This window comes from Nocardia sp. NPDC059195 (assembly GCF_042754695.1).
Taxonomy (GTDB): Bacteria; Actinomycetota; Actinomycetes; order Mycobacteriales; family Mycobacteriaceae; genus Nocardia.
This window is the reverse complement of the sequence record NZ_JBHZBG010000002.1, coordinates 47,851-71,767: the sequence shown is the minus strand read 5'-3', so window position 1 is coordinate 71,767 and position 23,917 is coordinate 47,851. Positions and strand designations below refer to the sequence as shown.

The 23,917-nt window shown below is 67.1% G+C and carries 22 protein-coding genes and 1 tRNA gene; 9 read left to right on the top strand and 14 right to left on the bottom strand.

Annotated features, from left to right (window positions below):
* Positions 1-145: 145 nt before the first annotated feature.
* From ACFXKN_RS03040 to ACFXKN_RS03020, 5 genes are all read right to left on the bottom strand, one after another.
* Positions 146-808, bottom strand: coding sequence for a methionine ABC transporter permease (locus ACFXKN_RS03040; protein WP_378945841.1), 663 nt, complete (start codon positions 806-808; stop codon positions 146-148).
* Positions 808-1,821, bottom strand: a complete 1,014-nt coding sequence (locus ACFXKN_RS03035; protein WP_378945845.1) for a methionine ABC transporter ATP-binding protein — start codon at positions 1,819-1,821, stop codon at positions 808-810. Before ACFXKN_RS03035 ends, ACFXKN_RS03040 begins: the two co-directional genes overlap by 1 nt.
* A complete protein-coding gene (locus tag ACFXKN_RS03030; protein ID WP_378945848.1) occupies positions 1,818-2,687 on the bottom strand; it encodes a MetQ/NlpA family ABC transporter substrate-binding protein in 870 nt (289 codons plus the stop codon). Before ACFXKN_RS03030 ends, ACFXKN_RS03035 begins: the two co-directional genes overlap by 4 nt.
* A gap of 131 nt (positions 2,688-2,818) precedes the next feature.
* The gene (locus tag ACFXKN_RS03025; protein ID WP_378945853.1) at positions 2,819-3,355 is read right to left on the bottom strand and encodes a GNAT family N-acetyltransferase; all 537 of its coding nucleotides are present in this window, start codon (positions 3,353-3,355) and stop codon (positions 2,819-2,821) included.
* Between the two features lie 15 nt (positions 3,356-3,370).
* Positions 3,371-4,270 (bottom strand): Ku protein, encoded by a 900-nt coding sequence (locus ACFXKN_RS03020; RefSeq protein WP_378945858.1) that lies wholly within the window; start codon positions 4,268-4,270, stop codon positions 3,371-3,373.
* A 110-nt stretch (positions 4,271-4,380) separates the two neighbouring features.
* Between ACFXKN_RS03020 and ACFXKN_RS03015 the strand changes: the two genes are divergently transcribed.
* Positions 4,381-5,448, top strand: a complete 1,068-nt coding sequence (locus tag ACFXKN_RS03015) for a lycopene cyclase family protein (RefSeq protein WP_378945861.1) — start codon at positions 4,381-4,383, stop codon at positions 5,446-5,448.
* Between the two features lie 327 nt (positions 5,449-5,775).
* Complete coding sequence (locus ACFXKN_RS03010) at positions 5,776-8,148, top strand: MMPL family transporter (RefSeq protein WP_378945864.1); 2,373 nt, start codon at positions 5,776-5,778, stop codon at positions 8,146-8,148.
* A gap of 84 nt (positions 8,149-8,232) precedes the next feature.
* Here the strand turns inward: ACFXKN_RS03010 and ACFXKN_RS03005 are convergent, their stop codons facing one another.
* Positions 8,233-8,997: an SDR family oxidoreductase gene (locus ACFXKN_RS03005; protein WP_378945867.1), complete on the bottom strand. Its 765-nt coding sequence runs from the start codon at positions 8,995-8,997 to the stop codon at positions 8,233-8,235.
* 123 nt (positions 8,998-9,120) lie between these two features.
* Between ACFXKN_RS03005 and ACFXKN_RS03000 the strand changes: the two genes are divergently transcribed.
* Both ACFXKN_RS03000 and ACFXKN_RS02995 read left to right on the top strand, forming a co-directional pair.
* The gene (locus ACFXKN_RS03000) at positions 9,121-10,752 is read left to right on the top strand and encodes an ABC-F family ATP-binding cassette domain-containing protein (RefSeq protein ID WP_378945871.1); all 1,632 of its coding nucleotides are present in this window, start codon (positions 9,121-9,123) and stop codon (positions 10,750-10,752) included.
* 214 nt (positions 10,753-10,966) lie between these two features.
* Positions 10,967-11,239 (top strand): helix-turn-helix domain-containing protein, encoded by a 273-nt coding sequence (locus ACFXKN_RS02995; protein WP_378945874.1) that lies wholly within the window; start codon positions 10,967-10,969, stop codon positions 11,237-11,239.
* Positions 11,240-11,263: 24 nt separating this feature from the next.
* On the opposite strand, the gene ACFXKN_RS02990 is transcribed toward ACFXKN_RS02995, so the two are convergent.
* The 4 genes from ACFXKN_RS02990 to ACFXKN_RS02975 form a co-directional block, all read right to left on the bottom strand.
* A complete protein-coding gene (locus tag ACFXKN_RS02990; protein WP_378945879.1) occupies positions 11,264-12,223 on the bottom strand; it encodes an MvdC/MvdD family ATP grasp protein in 960 nt (319 codons plus the stop codon).
* A 15-nt stretch (positions 12,224-12,238) separates the two neighbouring features.
* Complete coding sequence (locus ACFXKN_RS02985) at positions 12,239-12,658, bottom strand: hypothetical protein (RefSeq protein ID WP_379432272.1); 420 nt, start codon at positions 12,656-12,658, stop codon at positions 12,239-12,241.
* 288 nt (positions 12,659-12,946) lie between these two features.
* The gene (locus ACFXKN_RS02980) at positions 12,947-13,366 is read right to left on the bottom strand and encodes an acyl-CoA thioesterase (protein ID WP_378945887.1); all 420 of its coding nucleotides are present in this window, start codon (positions 13,364-13,366) and stop codon (positions 12,947-12,949) included.
* 85 nt (positions 13,367-13,451) lie between these two features.
* Positions 13,452-13,946 (bottom strand): cupin domain-containing protein, encoded by a 495-nt coding sequence (locus ACFXKN_RS02975; RefSeq protein ID WP_379432271.1) that lies wholly within the window; start codon positions 13,944-13,946, stop codon positions 13,452-13,454.
* A 65-nt stretch (positions 13,947-14,011) separates the two neighbouring features.
* Between ACFXKN_RS02975 and ACFXKN_RS02970 the strand changes: the two genes are divergently transcribed.
* Positions 14,012-14,512, top strand: a complete 501-nt coding sequence (locus ACFXKN_RS02970) for a MarR family winged helix-turn-helix transcriptional regulator (protein WP_379432270.1) — start codon at positions 14,012-14,014, stop codon at positions 14,510-14,512.
* A gap of 72 nt (positions 14,513-14,584) precedes the next feature.
* Here the strand turns inward: ACFXKN_RS02970 and ACFXKN_RS02965 are convergent.
* The 3 genes from ACFXKN_RS02965 to acnA form a co-directional block, all read right to left on the bottom strand.
* Positions 14,585-14,657 (bottom strand) — tRNA-OTHER (locus ACFXKN_RS02965).
* A 17-nt stretch (positions 14,658-14,674) separates the two neighbouring features.
* Positions 14,675-15,244, bottom strand: coding sequence for a helix-turn-helix domain-containing protein (locus ACFXKN_RS02960; protein ID WP_358072240.1), 570 nt, complete (start codon positions 15,242-15,244; stop codon positions 14,675-14,677).
* Positions 15,245-15,375: 131 nt separating this feature from the next.
* Positions 15,376-18,189, bottom strand: a complete 2,814-nt coding sequence (gene acnA, locus ACFXKN_RS02955; RefSeq protein ID WP_379432269.1) for an aconitate hydratase AcnA — start codon at positions 18,187-18,189, stop codon at positions 15,376-15,378.
* A gap of 283 nt (positions 18,190-18,472) precedes the next feature.
* On the opposite strand from acnA, the gene ACFXKN_RS02950 reads away from it, so the two are divergent.
* Together ACFXKN_RS02950 and ACFXKN_RS02945 are read left to right on the top strand one after the other, a co-directional pair.
* Positions 18,473-19,024 carry a DUF6676 family protein gene (locus ACFXKN_RS02950; RefSeq protein WP_379432268.1) on the top strand — a complete coding sequence of 184 codons (552 nt, stop codon included), beginning with the start codon at positions 18,473-18,475 and terminating at the stop codon, positions 19,022-19,024.
* 265 nt (positions 19,025-19,289) lie between these two features.
* Positions 19,290-20,714, top strand: coding sequence for an NlpC/P60 family protein (locus ACFXKN_RS02945; protein WP_378945903.1), 1,425 nt, complete (start codon positions 19,290-19,292; stop codon positions 20,712-20,714).
* 8 nt (positions 20,715-20,722) lie between these two features.
* Here ACFXKN_RS02945 and ACFXKN_RS02940 read toward each other — a convergent pair whose 3' ends face one another.
* Positions 20,723-21,325, bottom strand: coding sequence for a TetR/AcrR family transcriptional regulator (locus ACFXKN_RS02940; protein WP_379432267.1), 603 nt, complete (start codon positions 21,323-21,325; stop codon positions 20,723-20,725).
* A 91-nt stretch (positions 21,326-21,416) separates the two neighbouring features.
* Between ACFXKN_RS02940 and ACFXKN_RS02935 the strand changes: the two genes are divergently transcribed.
* Both ACFXKN_RS02935 and ACFXKN_RS02930 read left to right on the top strand, forming a co-directional pair.
* A complete protein-coding gene (locus ACFXKN_RS02935; protein ID WP_378945919.1) occupies positions 21,417-22,535 on the top strand; it encodes an FAD-dependent oxidoreductase in 1,119 nt (372 codons plus the stop codon).
* Positions 22,536-22,751: 216 nt separating this feature from the next.
* Entirely contained in the window at positions 22,752-23,912 is a 1,161-nt protein-coding gene (locus tag ACFXKN_RS02930; RefSeq protein WP_378945922.1) for an AAA family ATPase, read from the top strand.
* Positions 23,913-23,917 lie beyond the last annotated feature (5 nt).

The following is a 23,917-nucleotide window of genomic DNA, read 5'->3' as shown; positions in this document are numbered from 1 at the left end:
GTGGTCGCCATCCGCGCGCCTGGTTTGCCGGCCGGGGGGGGGGCGGCCCGGGGTGGGGCGCGCTACTCCGGGGCGGATACCACCCCAAAACACAAACAACCCCCTTTGGCGGCCGGGCCTCAACCCCCCCGCCCCACTACTGGATTCAGCGGCGCAGCACTTTCCTGGCGAGCCAATTGCCGAAGAACTGCACACCCTGCACACCGGCGATGATGATCAGCACCGCCACGATCGTGACCTGCCACTGGAATTGCTGATATCCGTAGACGATGGCGAAATCACCGAGCCCGCCGCCACCGACAGTGCCCGCCATCGCGGAGATATCGACAATCGAGATCACCACGAACGTGTAGCCGAGAATCAACGGCCCCAGCGCTTCCGGGATGAGCAGCGTGAGAATGATCCGCAGCGGTCCCGCGCCCACCGCACGCGCGGCCTCGATCACCCCGGGATCGACCGTCACCAGGTTCTGCTCCACGATCCGGGCGATCCCGAACGAGGCCGCGACGATCATCACGAACAGCGCCGCCTCGGAGCCGATCGTGGTGCCGACCACCTCCAGGGTGACCGGGCCGAGCGCGGCCAGCAGGATGATGAACGGAATCGGGCGCACCACATTGACGAACACATTGAGCACGACATAGATCGGCCCGTTCGCCAGCAGTCCACCCTTGCGGGTCGTGTAGAGCGCGGTGCCGAGCACCAGCCCGATCACCCCCGCGACGAGGAACGTCACGCCGACCAGATAAACGGTGGTCCCGATCGCCTCGAACAGCGTGGGCCGCAATTTCTCCCAGTTGGTCTCCATCAGCCCGCCTTCCGTTCCAGGTCGGCGACCGCCCGATCCAGCGCGGGATCGGGCCCGTGCAGCGCCAAGGTGACGCTGCCGAAAGTCTTGTCCTGCACCGTACTCACCCCGCCGTAGACGATCTCGAAACGCACGTCGGCGGCGGTAGCGGCGGCCAATGCCGCCCCGATCCCGTGGTGATCGTCGATGTCGACAGTGACCAACCGGCCGCCGTGCAGCTTCCGCAACCGATCCAGCTCCGCCGCGTCGGGCCGGTTGTGCAGCACGGTCGCCACGAACGACCGTGTCGGCGCGGCCCGCGGTGCGGCGAAAACATCGAAGGTGGCAGCCAATTCGACGATCCGCCCCTCGGCGAGCACCGCCACCCGGTCGGCAACCGCGCGGATCACATCCATCTCGTGGGTGATCACCACAATGGTCACCCCGAGCTCGGCATTGATCTTCTTCAGCAGTCGCAGCACCTCGGCCGTGGTTTCCGGATCCAGGGCGGAGGTGGCCTCGTCGGCCAGTAGCAGCGAGGGCGAGGTCGCCAGCGCCCTGGCGATCCCGACCCGCTGCTTCTGCCCGCCGGAGAGCTGATCGGGGTAGGCGCGCGCCCTGTCGGTGAGCCCGACGAATTCGAGCAACTCGGCCACGCGGGCCTTGCGCTCGGCCCGTTTCCAGCCCGCCACCTTCAGTGGATACTCGATATTGCCCGCGGCGGTGCGTGATCGGAACAGGTTGAACTGCTGGAACACCATGCCGATATCGCGGCGCAACCGGCGCACCGCCGACTCCGGCACCCCGGTGATGGGGGTGCCGGAGATCGTGACGGTGCCCGAGGTCGGTTTGTCCAGCGCGTTGATCAGCCGCACCAGCGTGGACTTGCCCGCGCCGGAATAGCCGATGACGCCGAAGATCTCACCCGGCTCGATCCGCAGGTCGATGCCGTCGAGTGCGGTGTGCCGATTGTCGCCGCTGCCGAAAACCTTGGTGACGGAACGGAATTCGACGGCGGCGGGTTGTGTGCTCACTTGGTGGTGCGGATGCCCTGCTGCACCCGGTCCAGGATCTGTTCGAGCTCGGCGCCGGGCCGGTTCACCGCGACCGCGGTGCCCTTGGTGGTCTCGGCGTGCGCGGTGGCCACCGCCGGATCTTTCCAGATCTCGACCAGCTTCAGATAGGTCGGATTCGTTGTGTCCGCAGCCCGGCTGACGATCACATTGATGTAGGGCTCGGCGGCGGGATTGTTCGGATCATCCTTGTACAGCGCCGATTTCGGGTCGACGCCCGAACGCTCGAGGAAGGTGTTGTTGATGACCGAACCGTCGACCGAAGGCAGTGACAGCGCGGTCTGGGCGGCATCCACCGGTGTCACCCGCACCTTGGATACGCTCTTGTCGATGTCGGCGGGGGTCGGCTGGGCCGAGGTGCCGGTGATCTTCAGCAACCCGGCGGCCTGCAGCACGAACAGTGCGCGCGCCTGGTTGGTCGGATCGTTGGGGATCGCGATCTCGCCACCGGCCGGGATATCGGCGAGTGTCTTGTGCTTTTTCGAGTAGAGCCCCAGCGGCACAATGTACGTCGAGCCGATCGGGGTGAGCGTGTCCGAGCTCGCCACGTTGTACTGGCCGAGGAACTGTAGATGCTGGAACAGATTGAGGTCGATCTGATTCTGCGACAGCGCCGTATTCGGCTGCTTGTAATCGGAGAAATTGGTGACCTTCAGCGTGATGCCCTGCTCCTTCGCCTTCTGTTCGAAGACCTCGAAAGCCTTGTCCTTGTCGGTGGTGCCGATCCGAACCACCGTGCCCGACGCGTCATCGGAACCGCACGCGGTCAGGGTGAGGGCCGCGGTCGCTATCAGCACTGGGATCGCCAGTGTCCGACGGAATTTCACTTGTACTCCCGAATTGCTCGCAGAAGATGAACTCGGTCATCCAAGCTGCCGTCACCACCCACCGACAACGGTTTGACTTGCCTCGAGCGAAATCCTCGCGAACAGTGGGACGCCCGTCTAACTTATGGACATCAGCGGAGCGGGTGCTCCATTGACAATCTGCCGCGGCGGACGAGGTCGCGTTTGGTGATCGGCGGCAGCGTAGCGTCGTCGTCCGGGGCGGCGGGGTTGGGCCGCACCAGCAGGGTGACGGTCGCGGCGGGCACGAACCCGCTGCTGGTCATCAGCGCGGCCGAGGAGCTGTTGCGGTCCTCGACATCGGTGACGATATGGCGGGCGCCGCGGGCGAACAACGCCTCCGAGCACACGTTCACCAGTCGCCGCGCGATTCCGTGGCCCTGCATATCGGGGGCGACCGCGATCCATTCCAGATACGCCCAGTCGTCGCGATGCTCGAACTCCATCGACCCGAGTACGAACCCGACTACCCGGTCGGAGTCCAGGGCAACCCAGCAGGCGTTGTCGGGGCTGTCGAGGTGCTCGGCGACGGCCGTGAGCGACCACGACGTGTACGGCTTGATGGTGGTATCGAAGACCTGATGGCCGAGGTCGAGGACTTGACGCAGATGTCCCAATCCCATCGGCACGACAGCGATGGCGGTGTCCATAGCCGCCAGTGTGCCCTACGCGCCCTTGCGGGTCGCGGTCTTCGATGCGGTGGATTTGCTCGTGGCGGCCTTGCGCGGTGCGGCTTTCTTGGCGGCCTTCTTCGCGGGCTTCGCCGGGGCGGCTTCCCGGCGACCGCTGGCCTCTAGACTGCGTTGCAGCGCGGCGACCAGATCCACGATTTCGGCGTCAGCCTGTTCGGCGGGCTCGGTCTCCGCGGCGGGCTCGACCTTGCCGGTGCCGCTGGCGATCGCCTCGTCGAGCAGTTTCTGCAGTTCGATCTGGTATTCGTCGGTGTACTCGGAAGGGTCGAAATCGCCCGACATCGACTCGACGAGAGTCTCGGCCATCTTCAGTTCTTGCGGGCGCGGGGCAGGCACCTCGTCGAGCGACGGGAATTCGACGGCCCGCACCTCGTCGGGCCACAGCAGCGTCTGCAGGACCAGCACGCCGTCTCGCACGCGCAACGCGGCCAGCCGGGTCTTCTGGCGCAACGTGAAATGCACCAGCGCGGTCTTGTCGATGCGTTCGAGGGTCGCCGCCAGCAATTGGTAGGCCTTCGGCGTCGCGGAATCCGGTTCGAGGTAATAGCTCTTGTCGAACAGCACCGGGTCGATCTGATCGGACGGCACGAATTCCAGCACCGGAATCTCGTGCTTCTCCGCCGCGGGCAGCTTCGAGAAATCGGCGTCGGTCAGCACCACCTGCTCGCCATCGGGTGAGGTATAGGCCTTGTCGATATCGGCGAACTGCACAGAATTGCCGCACACCTGACAGACCCGGTCATATTTGATCCGGCCCCCGTCCTTGGCGTGGACCTGGTGGAACCGAATGTCATGGTCCTCGGTCGCGGTATAAACCTTGACCGGGACATTGACCAGCCCGAAAGCGATCGAGCCCTTCCAGATCGATCTCATGCACCCCATCATGGTCGAAATGTCGCGCCGGGGCGAGCAAGCGATCCCGAATAGGTGCTGGTCCGTGATCCGGCGGAGCTTGAAATCGGTGCGTCTGGTCCAATCAACGGGTGGGTGTGGAGGTGATCGTCTGTGGGCTCGGTCCGGCGGGGCGGGCCGTTGCTCATCGTGCGCTGGCGGCGGGACGCGAGGTCACGGTGATCGATCCACATCCGGATCGGGTGTGGACACCGACCTATGCGGCGTGGGCCGATGAGTTGCCCCGGTGGCTGGATTCCGGCGTGGTGGCGGCGTCGGTTGACGCACCGATGGCGTGGGCGGTGCGCGAGCATCGGATCGATCGCGTCTATCAGGTGTTGGATACGGCGGCGTTGCAGTCGTCGCTGACGCTGGACGGCGCGACCGTGATCGCGGACCGGGCTGTCGAGGTCGACGCGCGAGTAGTGCGGACGGCGGCCGGCCGGACGTGTACCGGTCAGGTCGTCGATGCGCGGGGGTTGGCGCGATCGCCGCGTCGCGCCGAACAGACCGCGTACGGCGTGGTTGTGGCCCGTGATCAACGCGAGCAGACGCTGTTCATGGACTGGCGACCCGACAACGGTGCCGACCCGGACGACCCGCCGTCGTTTCTGTACGCGGTACCGCTCGGTGCCGACTCCGTGCTGTTCGAGGAGACCTGCCTCGCCGGTCGGCCGGCGCTCGCGCCGGAGGTGCTGCGGCGCAGACTCGAACATCGGCTGCGTGCGCGCGGGATCGCGCTCACCGGAGCCGAACCTGTTGAGCGAGTGCGGTTTCCGGTGCAGGGCGGCAAACCTGGGCACGGTCGATTCGGTGCGGCCTGCGGTCTGACGCATCCCGCCACCGGATACAGCGTCGCCGCCGCACTCGCCGCGGCGGACACCGTCGTCGCGGGTGGCACGGTGTGGACGCCACGGGCGCGGGCGGTGGCCGCGCTGCGTCGCGCGGGATTACGTGCGCTGCTGGATCTTCCGCCCCGCGAGATCCCGGTGTTCTTCGAGGTGTTCTTCGGTTTGCCTGCCTCCCTCCAGCTTTCCTATCTGTCCGGCCATGGCGACCTCGGCGGCACCCTCGCCGCGATGCGCGCACTGTTCGCCGACCTGCCGCCGCATCTGCGCCGCACTGTGGTGACCTCGGTCATCGGTGCGGCCGGCCGGTAGCCGAACAGCGCCGGCGCCTCGGCGCGAAACGGTGTGCCGGGTGCTCCTTGGCGCTCACCGCACTCGGCGCGGAGAGCCCTTGACGCCGTCTGCGGAGGTGGTGAGATCGTCGCCGTGCGGCCGTGGCCGAGACCGGTAGCTGACCGGGAAGAACAAGGGTATGCCAGAGGCCCGGCGGCGCCGCCACGAAGTTGCTACGATCGCTTCGCGAACGCGCCGACCCGCCAACAGGATCGGGCCGACGAGGCGGACGGCCGGAAGTATTTCGAGCCCCCGCGCGTCGATGTGCGTGATGCACAGTTGCGTGACGAGTTAGGGGACAATCCGGTGTTCGAATTCACCAGGCGGCGCAGTCGCTGGGTGCTCGGCGTTTTCGCGGTGCTCGCGGTGCTGCTCGGCGCACTGGGCGCCACGCTGTTCGAGCGGGTGGACGGCGGCGGATACACCGACCCCGGCAGCGAATCCAGCCACGCGCTCGAGGTGTTGCGCGAGGAGTTCGGACAGGCGCCGCCGAACCTGCTGCTGCTGGTGGAGACCGAGTCGTCGGTCGAGGACCCCGAATCCACCGCGGCGGCAACAGCATTGGTCGCCAACCTGCAGGAACGTGCCGGTGTCGCCGAGGTGATGTCGTATTGGACCTCCCACCAGCCCGCGCTGCGCAGTGTCGACGGCAAGCAGGGTCTGATCGTCGCGAGTGTGCTCGGCAGCGAACGCGAGATCGACGAACGCGTCACCGCCATCTCCGACGAGCTGACGGGTGAACAAGGATCGTTGCAGGTCAGAGCGGGCGGATTCGCCATGCTCATGCACGAGACGGTGCAGCAGAGCAAGACCGATATCGCCAAGGGCGAGGCCATCGCCTTCCCGCTCACCCTGATCGCGCTGCTGTTCGTCTTCGGCGGCCTGGTCGCCGCGAGCCTGCCGCTGCTCGTCGCGATCGGCACCGTGCTCACCACCATGGGTGCGCTGTGGTTGCTCACCCTGTTCACTCCGTTGTCGGTCACCGCGACCAACGTGGCGACGCTGCTCGGCCTCGGTCTGGCCATCGACTACAGCTTGCTGATCGTCAACCGCTATCGCGACGAGCTCGCCGACGGCCGCACCCCGGCCGGCGCGGTGGCCACCACCCTGCGCACCGCGGGCCGCACCGTCGCGTTCTCCGCGCTCACCGTCGCGGTGGCGCTGGCCGGGTTGCTGTTCTTCCCACTGCTGGCGATCCGGTCGATGGGGTACGCGGGCATCGTCGTCGCGGCGCTGGCGGCGCTGGTGTCGCTCACCGTGCTGCCCGCCGCGCTGTTGCTGATCGGTACGCGCATCGACAAGGGTCAGCTCGGCTGGTGGTTCCTGCGCGCCCCGCGTCCCGCACCGGGTGAGGGTGCCTGGCACAAGCTCGCCAGCGCCGTGATGCGCAAGCCGATCTCCATCGGACTCGCTGTCACCGCACTCCTGCTCCTGCTCGGCGCACCGTTCCTCGGCGTGAAACTCGGTTTCCCGGACGAACGAACCCTGCCGGAATCGATGAACTCCCGTCAGGTCACCGAGATCGTGGCGCGCGACTTCAGCGAGAGCGACCAGCACACCCTCGTCGCGGTGCTTCCGGACAGTGCTTACAGCGCGGCGGGACTCGACACCATCGCCCGTGCCATGTCCGACCTGGACAATGTCCGCCGCGTCGACACCGCCACCGGCAGCTACGCCCAGGGCGGGCTGTTCGTCGAACCCACGGCGGCCAACGCGCGATTCCGGGTCGAGAAGGCCGTCTACCTGTCGATCGTGCCGACCACCGGCGACAGCGATGCCCTCGCCGGTCTGGTCGAGCAGGTGCGCGCGGTGCGCACGCCGAGCGAATTGCTGGTCGGTGGTGTGGCCGCGGCCAATGCCGACTCGGTCGCCGCCATCGAGGACCAACTGCCATGGGCGCTCGGCTTCGTGGTGATCATGATGCTGATCGTGCTGTTCGCGCTCACCGGCAGCGTGGTGCTGCCGGTGCTGGCGGTGATCCTCAGCGCGCTGAGCCTGACCGCGACCTTCGGTGCGCTGGTGTGGATCTTCCAGGACGGGCACCTGTCCGGCGTGCTCGGCTTCACCGTCACCGGGGATCTGTCCGCCACGGTGCCGGTGATGTTGTTCGCCGCCGCCTTCGGGCTCGCGATGGACTACCAGGTGTTCCTGCTGTCGCGGATCCGGGAGGAATACGACCGCACCGGCAAGAACGAGACCGCGGTCGCGCTCGGCCTGGAACGGGTCGGGCGCATCGTCACCGCCGCCGCGATCCTCATCTCGCTGGTGTTCCTCGGCTTCCTGGCCTCCGACATCACCTTCATGAAGGCGTTCGGCATCGGCCTGCCGCTGGCGGTGATCGTCGACGCCACCCTGGTGCGCGGGTTCCTGCTGCCCGCCGCGATGAAGGTGCTCGGCGAGGCGAACTGGTACGCACCGGAATTCCTGCACCGCCTGCACGACCGGTGGGGCCTGGACGACAGTGGTACGGCGCGATCGCCGAAACGTGAAGTGGTGGTGCGTGATCCGCTCGCCGCCGCCAGGCCCGAGGAGATCGTCGTCGTTGATCCACTCGCGCGAGCTGAGGCGGCACGGGCCGAGGCGGCACGGGCCGAGGCGGCACGGACCGAGGACAGCGCCGGAGCGCGGGTACCGGAAAGTCTCTCGGCGTCGACGGGAAGCCGCGAGACCGCGGACTGAGCCGCCGGCCCGGTTCAGTAAAGCAAGGCCGAAGGGCGGCACCGGTTCGGTTCCGGTGCCGCCCTTCGACGTTCATTCACGGTGTCAGATGCCGCCGGTGGCGAGTAGCCCGCCGTCGACCCGCACACAATCACCGGTGATCCACGCGGCCTCGTCGGAGACCAGGAACGCGATCAGCCGGGCCACGTCCTCGGGCACGCCGAGGCGCTTCATCGGGTACACGCTCGCGGCGCGCTCCTCGTTGTCGGAGTACAGCGCGTCGGCGAACTTGGTCTTGACCACGCCCGGTGCCACCGCGTTCACGCGGATCTTGGGGCCGAGCTGCCAGGCCAGCTCCTCGGTGAGCCGGATCAGCGCCGCCTTCGACGCGCCGTAGGCCGAGATCACACCGGAGGACCGGATGCCCGCGACGCTGGCCACGTTCACCACGGCGCCGCCGTGCTCGGCCATCCACGCGCGGTAGGCCTGCTGCACATAGCCCAGCGACGCCACCACGTTCACATCGAAGATCTTGCTGACGCCACCCAGATCGGCGTCCATCAGCGGACCGTAGACGGGGTTGATGCCGGTGTTGTTGATCAGGATGTCGAGCGAGCCGTACTCGGTGACGGCTCTGGCTACGGCCTCCGCGCGTGCGTCGGCATCGCCGGCGTTGCCGGCGAAAGTGCTCACCTGGCCCTTGTGGCCGAGCGCGCGCAGCTCGGTCGCGGCGGCCTCGAGCGGTTCGGGTTTACGGGCGGTGATCAGCACGTTCGCGCCCCGGCGCATCAGTTCGGCCGCGGTCGCGAGGCCGATGCCGCGACTGGCTCCGGTGACGAGGGCGGTACGGCCAAGGAGATCGGTAGTCATGGCACGAGAGTAACCACGCTCACATCGGGCAGCGCCGGGTTCGGCTTCCGGAGACGTCGACGGTAAAATAAGTGGTTCTTGCCGAAATACCTTTCCCGCTTGTCTTACTCTGAGGAGAACTCTGTGATCACGGCGACCGACCTGGAGGTCCGGGCCGGAGTCCGCACCCTGCTCTCGGCCCCTGGGCCGGCGCTGCGGGTGCAGTCCGGCGACCGGATCGGACTGGTCGGTCGCAACGGCGCGGGCAAGACCACCACCTTGCGCATCCTCGCGGGCGAGGGTGAGCCGTACGCCGGAAAGATCACTCGCTCCACCGACATCGGCTACCTGCCGCAGGACCCGAAGGAAGGCGATCTCGATGTGATCGCCAAAGACCGGGTGCTCTCGGCGCGCGGGCTCGACGTCCTGCTGCGCGACATGGAGAAGGCCCAGGTCGAGATGGCCGAGGTCGCCGACGATGCGGCCCGCGACAAGGCGATTCGCCGGTACGGCCGCCTCGAGGACCAGTTCTCCTCGCTCGGTGGCTATGTCGCCGAAAGCGAGGCGGCACGCATCTGCAACAGCCTCGGCCTGCCCGACCGCGTCCTCGACCAGCAGTTGCGCACCCTCTCCGGTGGTCAGCGGCGCCGCATCGAGCTGGCCCGCATCCTGTTCTCCGCGTCCGACGGCTCGGGTGGGCGCTCCGACCGCATCCTGCTGCTCGACGAGCCTACGAACCACCTCGACGCCGACTCCATCACCTGGCTGCGCGGATTCCTGCAGAGCCATGACGGCGGTCTGATCGTGATCAGCCACGACGTGGAACTGCTCGGCGACGTGGTGAACAAGGTGTGGTTCCTCGACGCCGTGCGTGGTGAGCCCGACGTGTACAACATGGGCTGGAAGAAGTACCTCGACGCGCGCGCGACCGACGAGCAGCGCCGCGTCCGCGAGCGCGCCAATGCCGAGAAGAAGGCGGGCGCGCTGCGTCAGCAGGCCGCCAAGCTCGGCGCGAAGGCCACCAAAGCCGCTGCGGCACACCAGATGGTGCGTCGCGCCGAACGGTTGATCAACGAGCTCGACGACGTGCGCGTGAGCGACAAGGTCGCCCGCATCCGGTTCCCCGAGCCCGCGGCCTGCAGCAAGACGCCGCTGATGGTGAAAGACCTGACCAAGCTCTACGGATCCCTGGAAATCTTCACCGGCGTGAACTTCGCTGTCGACAAGGGCAGCCGCGTGGTGGTGCTCGGGCTCAACGGTGCCGGTAAGACGACCATGCTGAAACTGCTCGCCGGTGTCGAGACGCCGACCGCGGGTGGCGTCGAGCAGGGGCGCGGGCTCAAGGTCGGCTATTTCGCCCAGGAGCACGACACCCTCGACGATCAGGCCTCGGTGTGGGAGAACATCCGCCATGCCTCCCCGGACGCGGGGGAGCAGGAGCTGCGCAGCCTGCTCGGTGCGTTCATGTTCACCGGGCCGCAGCTCGACCAGCCGGCGGGCACGCTGTCCGGTGGTGAGAAGACGCGTCTGGCGCTGGCCGGGCTGGTGTCCTCGGCGGCCAACGTGCTGCTGCTCGACGAGCCGACCAACAACCTCGACCCGGTCTCGCGCGAGCAGGTGCTCGAGGCTCTGCGCACCTACGCGGGCGCCGTGGTGCTGGTGACGCACGATCCCGGCGCGGCCGAGGCGCTCAACCCGGAGCGGGTCATTCTGCTTCCCGACGGCACCGAGGACCACTGGTCCGCCGAATACGCGGAGCTCATCGATCTCGCCTGATCCGTCAGGGCGCGGAGGCGGTAGCGCAGCGTCACCACGCAGGACCCCGGAGTCAGGTGAAGGTCAGATCCTGCATAGGGCTGGTGTGTCGTGCGTGAAACGCGGTGTCGGGGAGGAACTCGCCGGGGCCGCGTGAGTTTGATCACTGTTTTCGTTGATCACCGAGTGCGGAGTGTCTAGCCTGGAAGGAGTGCTCGGCGACTCGGAGGAAGCCATGAGCGACAGTGTCAGACAGGCCGCTAGGTCGGCCAAGGGTAAATCGACGATCGGCAAGGCCGCGCTGGGCAAGGGCACCCGGGTCACGGGCAAGTCCCGCGACCGGTTGCAGTCCCAGTTGAAGAAGCAGTACGAGGCGGGCGCGTCTATTCGCACCCTGGCCAGGTCCACCGGCCGCTCGTACGGCTTCATCCACAATGTGCTGGTCGAGTCACATGTCGAACTGCGTGGGCGCGGCGGCGCCAATCGGCGCAAGAATCCGGCCGACTGAGCGGCGCGGCGTCGACGCCAGGCGCTACCAGCCCGCGACGGCTCCGTCGCCGCGGACCAGCAGATTCGCCAGGCTGGCGAACAGTGGCAGCCCCGTCTTGATCTCGAGGTACGCGAACTGCCCCTGCGGGTTCACCTCGAGGAAGTAGTACTCGCCGTCGCTGCCGAGGCGTAGGTCGACCACGCCGAAACTGAGCCCGAGCGCGCCCATCAGGGTCGCGAGAGACTTGCTCACCGAGGCGGGCAGCCGATCCGGCGCGAACGCGACCGAGGTGTCGAGCCGGGAATCGATGCGACCGACCCCCGCTTGGGAGTCGATGCGCACACTCCACTCGACACCGTCGACCCACACCACTCGCAGATCGCAGCTGGCCTCCACATAGTCCTGGAATGTGGTGGGCGTCGAGCGGATCGACTCGAGCCTGCTCAGCTCGGGCCTGGTGATGATCCTGGTCTCGGAGAATTCCCCACGCCCGGTGCCGGTCCGTTTGTACACCACTGGGCCACACCGGGATTCGACGAAACTGCGCGCCTCGTCCGGATCGTTGGTGATCAGTGTTTCCGGGATCGTGAAGCCCGCCCGCTGCGCGGTTTCGAGCTGCACGATCTTGCGCGTCGCGGTGCGTTCGGCGGCCGGATCGTTGACCCAGTAGGCCGGGATCGACCAGAGCATGCCCTGGAGGAACCCGTCGCATTCGGCTTGGCGGAACTCGTCGTCGGCCACGCGCATGCCGGTGGGAACCTGGCATGGGTGCGGCCTGCGCCACCACACCGCGCGCACGTCGTCGAGCCCGTGGACGTGCGAGAGCGCGCGGTTGGTGCCGGCTTTGTCCAGTCTGAAACTGCCGGTCTCGGAGGGGAAGTCGCGCAAATCGAGCCGAATCGGGTCCAGCCCGTGGTGTTCTCGCAGGGTGGACGCCAGCGCATCGGCGTGCAGGTCGTCGGTTTCGGAGACGATGAGCACGGCATCGGTAGCGCCTTCCATGACTTCTGTGCCGTTTCAGTCGAGGCTGTCGCAGTTGATGCCGTCGCGGAAGGTGAACGTCGCCCCGGTGACACCACCTCGTTCGGCGATGCGCAGTTTCGTCGCCCAGCCGCGGGTGGCGCGGGCCAGCTGCTCGTCGCCCAGCGCCTCCGACGGTTCCGGCGCGAGGGTGATCGGCCGGTCGACGAGCTCGACGCGCATGCGCCGGGTGAAATCGGCGGTGGCGCCGGGGCGGATGTCGACCCGGACCTGACGTTCACCCACGCCCGCGCGGTCTTCGGTGAGTCGCACGACGTCGTTGCGGTCGAAAGTCCAGGTACCACCGTCGACGCGCACCGAGATGTCGCGATCGGACTCGGCCACCAGCAATCCGCGCAAGGCGGGGCCCCGATCTCGGGACGACGCGGTAGCGGGGAGGTGGATGGCGTCGGTCATGGGCACTCACTCCGATCTTTCTCGTCTGCTCGCGATTTGCCAGAACCCCAAAAGGTGCTTCGGATCATAGCGTGAACGCGTGGTCCGCCGAGCGGGTTCGCAAGATTTGCGGAGCGCCGGGCAAACCGCCGAGCGGCGCGTGATCGCCTTGCGGGGAAAGAATTTCGGACAACTCGGATGCGGGAACTGTGTTCTCATGGGCAATCCGGCAGCAAACGTGGATGACAACGGCGCGGCAGGCATCCCCGGGTCTGTGCCGGAGGTTGCCTGCCGCGCGGGGTGTGGTGTCTAGAGGCCGAGCAGTTCGGGATTCTCGGCGAGCTCGCGGAAGTGTTCGGCCGGGTTGGGGACGAGTCGGCGGGCCGTGAGATCCATCGCGCCGGCCACGACGGTGATCTCCGCGGCGACGGTACCGTCGAGCTTGATGATCTGGTGGTGGAACCGGAAGACCTTCTCGCCTTCGCGCCAATCGAAGGCGCAGGTCACGGTGACCTCGTCGCCACCGCGCAGCTCACGCTTGTATTTGATGGTCGACTCGAGTACCACCGCACCGACACCGCTGGCGATGAACTTGTCCTGCGGGATTCCGGCTGCGCGCAGCAGCTCCCACCGGGCATGTTCGCCGTACTGGTGGTAAACGGCGTGATTGAGATGGCCCTGGGTGTCGAGCTCATAGCCGCGGACGAGGACCGGTACGGAGAACGTCATACGGTGTACAACCGGCTGCTCCGGTGGCGTTGTTCCCGATCGGTGTGCAATCTCGGCCACAGTGTCGGGGTGAGTGCATGACGGGTCAGCCGCGATGGGCGTTGCGCTCGGCCCACCAGGCGGGAGCGTCGACGAAGTGATTGTCGAATTCCTCTTGGGCGGCGATGAATTCGTCATGGGTCGTTTCGCCGTGGATCAGCCGGTCGAGCAGGCGGAAGTACTCGAAGCGCTGTACGCCGGGCATCAGTGCGATGAGGATGCGCGCGCCGCTGTCGGGGGTGGCGCCGAAGGCATGTGGCATCTGCCGCGGTACGACCAGTGAGCCGCCCGCGCCGATGGTGAGGATGCGGTCGCCCGCCATGACCTGGAGTTCGCCGTCGGCGACGTAGAAAAGCTCGTCGGAGCGGGTGTGGAAGTGCGGTGCGGCGCCGTCGGCACCCCGCGCCATGGTGACCTCGAGCGTGCTGACCGCGCCGTCGCTGGCATGCGCGTCGGTGAGCAGGCGCATCCGTACGTTCTCGGTGCCGAGGGTCTCGGCGTCCTCGGGCAGGCAGAGGGCGATGTCGCGGGCGTTCGTCATGTCTTTTCCATTCGCCAGTTGATAATTCGCTACCGAACTATATCTCAGCGAATAGAATCGTGTCCATGGATGAACGCGAACCGGATGTCGTCGATGCGATCACGGCGCAGTGGCGGCTGGAACGGCCCGATCTGGAGCTGGAGGCGATGGCGGTCTTCGGCAGGCTCGGCAGGCTGATGAATATCGCGATGGCGCGGATCGAAAGTGTGTTCACCGCACACGGTTTGCAGCGCGGTGAGTTCGATGTGCTTGCGGCACTGCGCCGTTCGGGTACACCCTTCGAACTCAACCCGTCAGTGCTCGCCGATACCTTGATGCTGTCGCGAGCGGGGATGACCGGCCGCATCGACCGACTCGAGGCGGCGGGCCTGGTTCGCCGCATCGCCGATCGCGAGGATCGACGCGCCGTGCGGGTGGCGCTCACCGGGGAAGGTCGGGCACTCGTCGACACGGTGGTCGTGGCGCACACCGAGAACGAGACCGCGATGCTGTCGGTGCTCGAGCCCGCGGATCGTGTGGCCCTGGACCGGATCTCGCGCGCCTTGCTCAGTGGTTGGGCGAGCTGACCAGCCGATCCCTGCCGGGGAAATGACCTCCGATGAGGATCCCACCGCGCGCAATCGGCGAAAGTTCGGCGGCCATGGAGGCGGGAATCGAACCCGCGACATCCGTCCTGTGGAGTCGGCGTTCTACCTACTGAACTACTCCATGGCCGTGTCGAGCGTAACTCAGGATTCCTTGCGCCGCACCGAGGCCTCGACGAGATCCAGTACGGCGGAAAGGTTTTCGTTGGTATGGCCCGAGGCGATCCGGGCTATCAAACCGTCGAGGACCAGGTCGAGGTAGCCGAGCAAGACGTCGGTGGGGACATCGTCGCGCAGGGCGCCTGCTGCTTTGCGGCGTTCCAGGCGGGCCAGGGTCGCGGCGGTGAGTTCGGCCGAGCGCTGGGTCCAGCCCGCGCGGAATTCGGGGTCGGTGCGGACTCGGCGGGCGATCTCGAGGCGGGTGCCGAGCCAGTTGAATTCCTCCGGGCGGGCGAGCATATCGCGCATCACCTGGACGATGCCCTGATTGGCGGCGACTTCGGCCATGCGTTCGGCGTCGTCTTTGGCCAGGGCGAAGAAGAGGGCGTCCTTGTCGCGGAAATGGTGGAAGATCGCGCCGCGAGACAGGCCGATGGCCTCTTCCAGGCGGCGCACGGTGGCGCCGTCATAGCCGTATTCGGCGAAGCAGCGTCGTGCACCGTCGAGGATCTGGCTGCGGCGGGCGGCGAGGTGGTCGTCGCTGACCTTGGGCATGATTCCTCCAACTAGCGGATACACGGACCCCCGCCCCGGCGAACCGAGACGGGGGCTGTCGCATTATTCATGGGCAAACGAATGCCCTTATGGCGCAACACCTTACGATGTCGCGCCATCGGGTCGAACAACTAGCCGCGGATCATGTTGCGCAGCACGTACTGCAGGATGCCGCCGTTGCGGTAGTAGTCGGCCTCACCGGGGGTGTCGATGCGGACGACCGCGTCGAACTCGGTGACCTTGCCGTCTTCCGCGGTGGCGGTGACCTTGACGGTCTTGGGGGTGACACCCTCGTTGAGGGCGGTGATCCCCGCGATGTCGAAGGTCTCGGTGCCGGTCAGGCCCAGCGACGCGGCGGACTGCCCGGCCGGGAACTGCAGCGGCACAACGCCCATGCCGATGAGGTTGGAGCGGTGGATGCGCTCGAACGACTCGGTGATGACGGCCTTCACGCCCAGCAGGCTGGTGCCCTTGGCAGCCCAGTCGCGCGAGGAGCCCGAGCCGTATTCCTTGCCACCGAGCACGACCAGCGGGATGCCCGCGGCCTGGTAGTTCTGCGAGGCGTCGTAGATGAACGCCTGCGGGCCACCGTCCTGGGTGAAGTCGCGGGTGTAGCCACCCGAGACGTCGTCCAGGAGCTGGTTGCGCAGCCGGATGTTGGCGAAGGTGCCACGGATCATGACCTCGTGGTTACCGCGACGCGAGCCCAGCGAGTTGTAGTCCTTGCGGGCCACACCGTTGGCGTCGAGGTACTGCGCGGCGGGGGTGCCGGGCTTGATCGGGCCTGCCGGGGAGATGTGGTCGGTGGTGACCGAGTCGCCGAGCAGTGCCAGCACGCGAGCGCCGGAGATGTCGGTGACGGGGGAGGGATCCATCGACATGCCGTCGAAGTACGGCGCCTTGCGCACGTAGGTCGACTTCTCGTCCCACGCGAAGGTGTCGCCCTCGGGGGTCGACAGTTCCTGCCAGCGCTTGTCACCGTCGAAGACGGTGGCGTAGGAGTTGCGGAACATGTCCTGGCTGATCGACGTCTTGATGGTGTCGTCGATCTCCTGGGCGGACGGCCAGATGTCCTTCAGGAAGACGTCGTTACCGTCGGTGTCCTGACCCAGCGCGTCGGTCTCGAAGTCGAAGTCCATCGTGCCCGCGAGCGCGTACGCGATGACCAGCGGCGGCGAGGCCAGGTAGTTCATCTTCACGTCGGGGGAGATGCGACCCTCGAAGTTGCGGTTGCCCGAGAGCACCGCGGTGACCGAGAGGTCGTTGTCATTGATCGCGGCCGAGATCGCCTCGGGCAGCGGACCGGTGTTACCGATGCAGGTGGTGCAGCCGTAGCCACCGACGAAGAAGCCGAGCTTCTCGAGGTAGGGCCACAGACCGGCCTTCTCGTAGTAGTCGGTGACGACCTGCGAACCCGGCGCCATGTTGGTCTTCACCCACGGCTTGGTCGCGAGACCCTTTTCCACCGCGTTGCGGGCCAGCAGGGCGGCGCCCAGCATGACCGACGGGTTGGAGGTGTTGGTGCAGGAGGTGATACCCGCGACCACGACGGCACCGTGATCGAGCACGAACTTGTTGCCGTCTTCACCGACGACCTCGATCGGCTTGGACGGACGGCCGTTGGCGCCCTTGGCGGCCGAATGGGCCGGGGTGTAGGTGTCGTCGGCGGCGTTGGCCGACACGGCAACCGAGTCCGACGCGGGGAAGGATTCCTCGCCGGCCTCGTCCAGCGCGGTGAGCTCACCTTCGCCGACGTAGTTGACGATGTCGGAGCGGAACGCGTTCTTGGAGTCGCTGAGCAGGATGCGGTCCTGCGGGCGCTTCGGGCCTGCGATGGACGGCACGACAGTGCCCAGGTCCAGCTCCAGGTACTCCGAGTACGCGGGCTCGGAGTCGGCGTCGTGCCACATGCCCTGTTCCTTGGCGTACGCCTCGACGAGCGCGAGCTGCTCGTCGCTGCGGCCGGTCAGGCGCAGGTAGTTGATGGTCTCACCGTCGATCGGGAAGATCGCCGCGGTGGAACCGAACTCGGGGCTCATGTTGCCGAGGGTGGCGCGGTTGGCGAGGGGAACCTCGGCAACGCCTGCACCGTAGAACTCGACGAACTTGCCGACGACGCCGTGCTTGCGCAGCATGTCGGTGACGGTGAGCACCACGTCGGTGGCGGTCACGCCGGGCTTGATCTCACCGGTCAGCTTGAAGCCGACGACGCGCGGGATCAGCATGGAGACCGGCTGGCCCAGCATCGCGGCCTCGGCCTCGATGCCACCAACGCCCCAGCCCAGCACGCCGAGGCCGTTGACCATGGTGGTGTGCGAGTCGGTGCCGACACAGGTGTCGGGGTAGGCCTGACCGTTGCGGGTCATGACCGTCGGCGCCAGGTACTCGATGTTGACCTGGTGGACGATGCCCATGCCCGGGGGGACGACCTTGAAGTCGTCGAAAGCGCCCTGGCCCCAGCGCAGGAACTGGTAACGCTCGCCGTTGCGCTCGTACTCGAGCTCGACGTTGCGCTCCAGCGCGTCGGCGCGACCGAAGACGTCCAAGATCACCGAGTGGTCGATGACCATGTCGGCGGGGGAGAGCGGGTTGACCTTGCTCGGATCGCCACCGAGGACGGTGACGGCCTCACGCATGGTGGCGAGGTCGACGATGCAGGGCACGCCGGTGAAGTCCTGCATGATCACGCGCGCGGGGGTGAACTGGATCTCGACGCTCGGCTGTGCCGAGGGGTCCCAGTTCGCGATCTCGCGGATGTGATCGGCGGTGATGTTGGCGCCGTCCTCGGTGCGCAGCAGGTTCTCTGCCAGCACCTTCAGGGCGTAGGGCAGCTTCTCGGTGCCGGGAACAGCCGAGAGACGGAAGATCTCGTAGGAGTTGCTTCCGACCTCGAGCGTGCCTTTGGCGCCGAAGGAATCAATCTTCGTCACGTCAGCTCCACTCATGTGTGAGGGTGTGCCGCCGGCGGGGCTGTGCCGGCGGCTCGCGTCTTCGGAGGGGGTATCCGGCGCCGTGAAGCGCCGGTTTCCTCGCCGTACGAGTCTAACAGTACGCTTGTCCTATGAAATACGCGGGGGCCATCGGTGGTGCCGTGCAGACGTAGTCGAGCGGTACGTCGCGTACTGTGCCTGACGAGCGAAGTCGGGGAAGACGCAGTGACGCTCACCTTGGCAGTGTTGGACGCCCGTCGCGACACCGGCGATCGTGGCTCGACAGACCGGATGGAACATGACCACTTTTGCGCCGATGGCGGCCGAACTGCCGCCGAACACCGTGCTGAGCAGCGTCGCGTCCGACCTCGCCGACAATCACGTCGCGACCCCCAAGGGTCAGGATCAGGAGAAACTGGCGGCGATCGTCGCGCAGGCGCGATCCGAGGGGATCCCGCTCAGCGTCGTTATCGTTCCCGGTAATCCCGGCCACGACTCGAGCCTACGTGATCTGGCAACCGAGGTCGGCGAGAGTACGCACGGCACCGTCGCGGTGTTCAGCGACGACTGGGTCGGTACCTACAGCGACAGCATCAGCCGGGTTCGGCTCGAGTGGGCCGAGGACTCGGCCAAGTACAAGGGCAACCATCCCGAACAGGCCGTGCAGGCCTTCGTCGACCGGCTCGAGCAGCCGGAGGGTGTCTCCTGGGGCGTCATCACCACGGTGCTGCTGACTCTCATGGCGCTGGTGATAGCCGGGCTGTACCTGGTCAAGGTCCGCCGCGGTCCCGATGCGGACGTGCAGGCCGTCGTCACATCGCCGCGCATCGACGCGAGTTCCACCAACTAACTGGTTTCACTCCAGTCACATTTCCAGACCATCGGTCTGTTTTTCGGGGTAGAAGACTGTCCCGTGTCAGGCAAATTCTGAGCAATCGATGAATTGTTGCCGCGCGCCACTGTGGCAGTTGTTTCCTTTGGGAACTATGTGTCGTACGGTGGCGGTGATCGCGATTGTGAATGCGGTGGTACAGGGGGCATTGGTCGACTCTTGTGGTCGGTGTTTCGGCTGATGCGCCGGTGGCGTATGTCGAGTCGAGATACTCGGAGGTGCCGTGCGCGGTACGGGCAGGCAGGACGAACCAGGTCTATTACGGATAGCGATCGGTTTGCTGGCGGTGCTGGTTGTTCTCGGCAGCGCGGGACCGGTCGCGGCGGTACCACCCCCGCCACCCAATCCGTCCGACGGCGAGATCGCCGGCGCGGGAGCCCAGGTCGACGCGCGGGTGAGCGAGATCGGCGTGCTGATCAATCGTGTCGCCGCGGCCGACCAGCAGTTGCGCGAACTCGACGACGAGCTCGCGGGCAAACGGGAAGCGGTCAACCGGGCGCTCGTCGACCTGCAGACCGCGCGCGACGCCGCCGACGCGGCCGCGGCCGCCGTCGCCGACAGCCAGACCCAACTGGCCGACGCGGGCGTGAAAGTCGGTGCGGCACGCCATGATTTCGATCAGGTCGCCACCCAGGCCTACGTGCGCCCCGCCACCAGTTCGGTCGTCACCTACCTCGCCTCCTCGACCCCGGATGCCGCGATGGACCGCGCGCAGGTGCTCGGGATGGTGTCGAGGAATCAGCGACAGGTCCTCGACGATCTGCGCCGCGCCCAGGTGGCCCAGGCCAATCAGAATTCCGCGGCCCGCCAGGCCAAGGTCGACGCCGACACCGCCGCGGCGGGCGCGGAGCAGAAGCGCGATGCCGCCCAGACCGCGGTGAACATCGCTAAATCCGAGTTCGACACCCAGGCCGTGGCCCGCGACGGCCTGCGCCGCGACCGCAGTGCCGCGCAGTCCGCCCTCGACGTCGCCCGCTCGACCGTAGCCGGGCTCCAGAGCCAGCGCGAGATCTTCCTGAACTGGGACGACCAACGGGAAGCCGAGGTGCTGGCCCTGCTGGCCGCGGCCAACGCCGCCGCCGCGCGTGCCGCCGCCGACAAAGCTGCCCGCGACCGCGCCGCCGAGCTCAACGAGGGCAGCCGCCCGCACACCGACCTCGAGTCGACCCCGGCGTCGCCGCGCAGAACCAAGCCACGCCCCTCCCAGCCGCAGGTCACCGGTTCGGCCGCGATCGAGACGGTGGTCGACCGCGCGATGTCGCAGCTCGGCGTCACCTACGCCTGGGGCGGCGGCGACGAGGACGGGCCGACCCTCGGCATCCGCGACGGCGGCACCGGCGACGCACACGGCGACTTCGACAAGGTCGGTTTCGACTGCTCGGGCCTGATGCTCTACGCCTTCGCCGGTATCGGCGTCTCGCTGCCGCACTACAGCGGCTACCAGTACAACGCGGGCACCCGGGTGAACGTCGAGGATCGCGAACGCGGGGACATGCTCTTCTGGGGCCCCGGCGGCAGCGAGCACGTGGCGATGTATCTGGGCAACGGCAAGATGATCGAAGCGCCCCAGTCCGGCGACATCGTTCGGATCTCACCGGTCCGCGAAGACGGCATCATGCCGTACGCGGTCCGCATCGTCACCGACTGAGCCGGTATTCAGCCCTGTGCGAGATGCGCGACGAGGGTGGTCGCCTGGTGGGCGTACTCGGTGGCGAAGTCGGCATTGCCGACATCCAGATCGAGCGCGCGGGCGATCTGTGGGAACACCGCCGGCGCGGCGGCCAGCCCGAACAGGGCGAGCGCGGCGTAACGCGGATCGAGGTCGGCCGCGAGTTCGCCGTCGACCTTGCGGCGACGGAAGTCGTCGAGCATCACGTGGAATCGGGCGAATTGTTCCTGCTGATCCGGAGTGCCGGCATCGTGCTCCAGGCCTTCGCGGACCAGTAGTCGCAGCAACTCGGGCTGCTCGAGCGCGGCGACCGCGTACGCCCCGACGAGCTCGGCGAGGGGCCTCTCGGGTGCGGTGACCGCCGGCTCGCCGGCCTGCCAGCGGTCGGCGACCGCCCTGTAGAGGCCCTCTTTGCCGCCGAAGTAGTACGAGATCAACTGCTTGTTGACACCGGCCCGCGCGGCAATCGCGCTCACTCGCGCGCCACGGAACCCGTGCGCGCTGAACTCGGCAATCGCCGCGTCGAGCAACTGCTGCTTACTGCGTTCGGGGTCGCGCTGGCGTTGCTCGGGGTCCGGTGATCTCCGCACCACGCCAGCCTAGCGGACTCTCACCCGGCATGGTAAATTAATCAACCAAATGGATGAATGAATCAACCCATTGGATGAAGGAGGGTCGGCAATGAAGGTCGCGATCGTGGGTGCGGGGATCGGTGGATTGGCGCTCGCGCAGGGGCTGCGCGCGGCCGGGCTCGGAGTGACGGTGTACGAGCGCGATCGCGCCTCGGAGTCTCGCCGGCAGGGATATCGGCTGCACATCAGCTCGGTGGGGGAGCGGGCGCTGGCGGTGACGCTGCCCGACGCGGTACTGCACCGGGTGATCGCGACCGCTACGCGGCCGGGTGACCTGGTCGCGGGCTTCGACGCACAACTGAACTCGCGGTTCGAGCAGGTCTTCCCGGTCTCGGTGCCCGGCGCGGTGACCTCGGTCGACCGATACGCGTTTCGGCGCGCCCTGATGACCGGGCTGGACGACGTGCTCGAATTCGGGAAGCAGTTCAGCTCGTTCCTCGAGACATCCGACGGCGTCGAGATAACTTTCGCGGACGGGACATCGGCGGCGGCCGACGTCCTGGTCGGGGCGGACGGCTGGGGTTCGCAGGTGCGTGCTCAGCTGGTGCCCGGCAATGACATCGTCGACATCGGAGTGCGTTGCGTCTACGGGAAAGTGCCGTTGACCTCGGCCGTTCGCGAGCTGGCGCCCGCTGCGTTCCTGCGCGGGTTCTGTTTCGTCAGCAATGACGCGGGAGTCGGCCTCGCTGTCGCGCCGGTGCTGTTCCGGGAGCCGCCGCCGGAGTACGGCGACTATCTGATGGCGGTACTGACCGGGACGAACGACAAGCTCGGTGTCTGCGACGATGACCTGTTCGCGAGGAGTCCCGAGCGATTGTGGGCGATGGTCGCACGGTCGGTGGCCGACTGGCATCCGGCGATTCGCGCGCTGGTCGACGCGGGGGACCCGGCGGTGGCCTTCCCGATCACCTTGCGGACCTGTCTGACCGTGCGATCGTGGTCGTCGTCTCGGGTGACGCTGCTCGGCGATGCGGTGCACCCGATGACCCCGGCCGCGGGGGCGGGCGCCAACACCGCCCTGTGGGACGCGGCCCGGCTGACCAAGGCGCTGACCTCCGGCACCGACCTCACGACCTACCAGCGGGAGGTGATCGCCAACGGTCAGACGATCGTGACCGAGTCACTGCAGAACGCCGAGCGGATGTTCGACGTATCGATCGCACGCTGACCGCGGGTGGGTAACCGCGCGTCGTCGAGGCCACTGCAATGCGTTCGCCGCACTGGTCGGACCGTGTTTTCGGGGGATCGCAAGGGGGTGTGGGTGTGCTGGCGCGTCACGCCGCCCATATGACGAAATGCTGTGTAGTCCCGGCCGGTTGCGGCGCGCTGGGCGATTCAATGGAATAGTTGGTGCCGCACGCACAGGACCAAAGCGAAAGCGGGGATGTTGGTGACTTCGACGGAAGGTGTGAGCGGGCCGAAGCTGGCGAAGGACGCCGGTACGGCTACGCCGAGCACCCTGGAGCGTGACGTCCAGACTCTCGAGAAGGCGATCTACGAGGTCAAGCGGGTTATCGTCGGTCAGGATCGGCTCGTCGAGCGTTTGCTCGTCGCCGTGCTGGCCCGCGGACACGTGTTGCTCGAAGGTGTGCCGGGCGTCGCGAAGACTCTTGCGGTGGAAACCTTCGCCAAGGTCATCGGTGGCTCGTTCTCCCGGGTGCAGTTCACCCCGGACCTGGTGCCGACCGACCTCATCGGTACCCGCATCTACCGGCAGGGCCGCGAGGAATTCGACACCGAGCTCGGCCCGGTCGTCGCGAACTTCGTGCTCGCCGACGAGATCAACCGCGCTCCGGCCAAGGTGCAGTCGGCACTGCTCGAGGTCATGGCCGAGCGCAAGCTGTCGATCGGCGGCAAGACCTACCCGATGCCCGATCCGTTCCTGGTCATGGCGACCCAGAACCCGATCGAGAGCGAAGGCGTGTACCCGCTGCCCGAGGCGCAGCGCGACCGCTTCCTGTTCAAGGTCCTCGTCGACTACCCCTCGGTCGAGGAAGAGCGCGAGATCATCTACCGGATGGGTGTGAGCGCGCCCGAGCCGAATCAGATTCTCGAGCCCGAGGACATCATCCGCCTGCAGAAGGTGGCCGCCAACGTCTTCGTGCACCACGCGCTCGTCGACTACGTGGTCCGCGTGATCACCGCGACCCGCACCCCGGCCGAATTCGGCATGGACGATGTGGCGAGCTGGATCTCCTACGGCGCTTCCCCGCGTGCGAGCCTCGGTATCATCGCCGCGGCGCGCTCGGTCGCGCTGATCCGTGGCCGTGACTACGTGGTGCCGCAGGACGTCGTCGAGGTGATCCCGGACGTGCTGCGGCACCGTCTGGTGCTCTCGTATGACGCGATGGCCGACGAGGTTTCGCCCGAGGACGTGATCAAGCGGGTGCTGCAGACCGTCGGTCTGCCACAGGTCGCCCCGCAGGCCGTCAACGGTCAGGCCGCACCGCAGCCGGTACCGCAGCCGCCCGCCCAGCAACAGCCTGTTCCCCAGCCGGTGAACGGGCAGCAGTCCCAGCCCGCCGGCAACGTCGCATCCAAGTGAGTGCG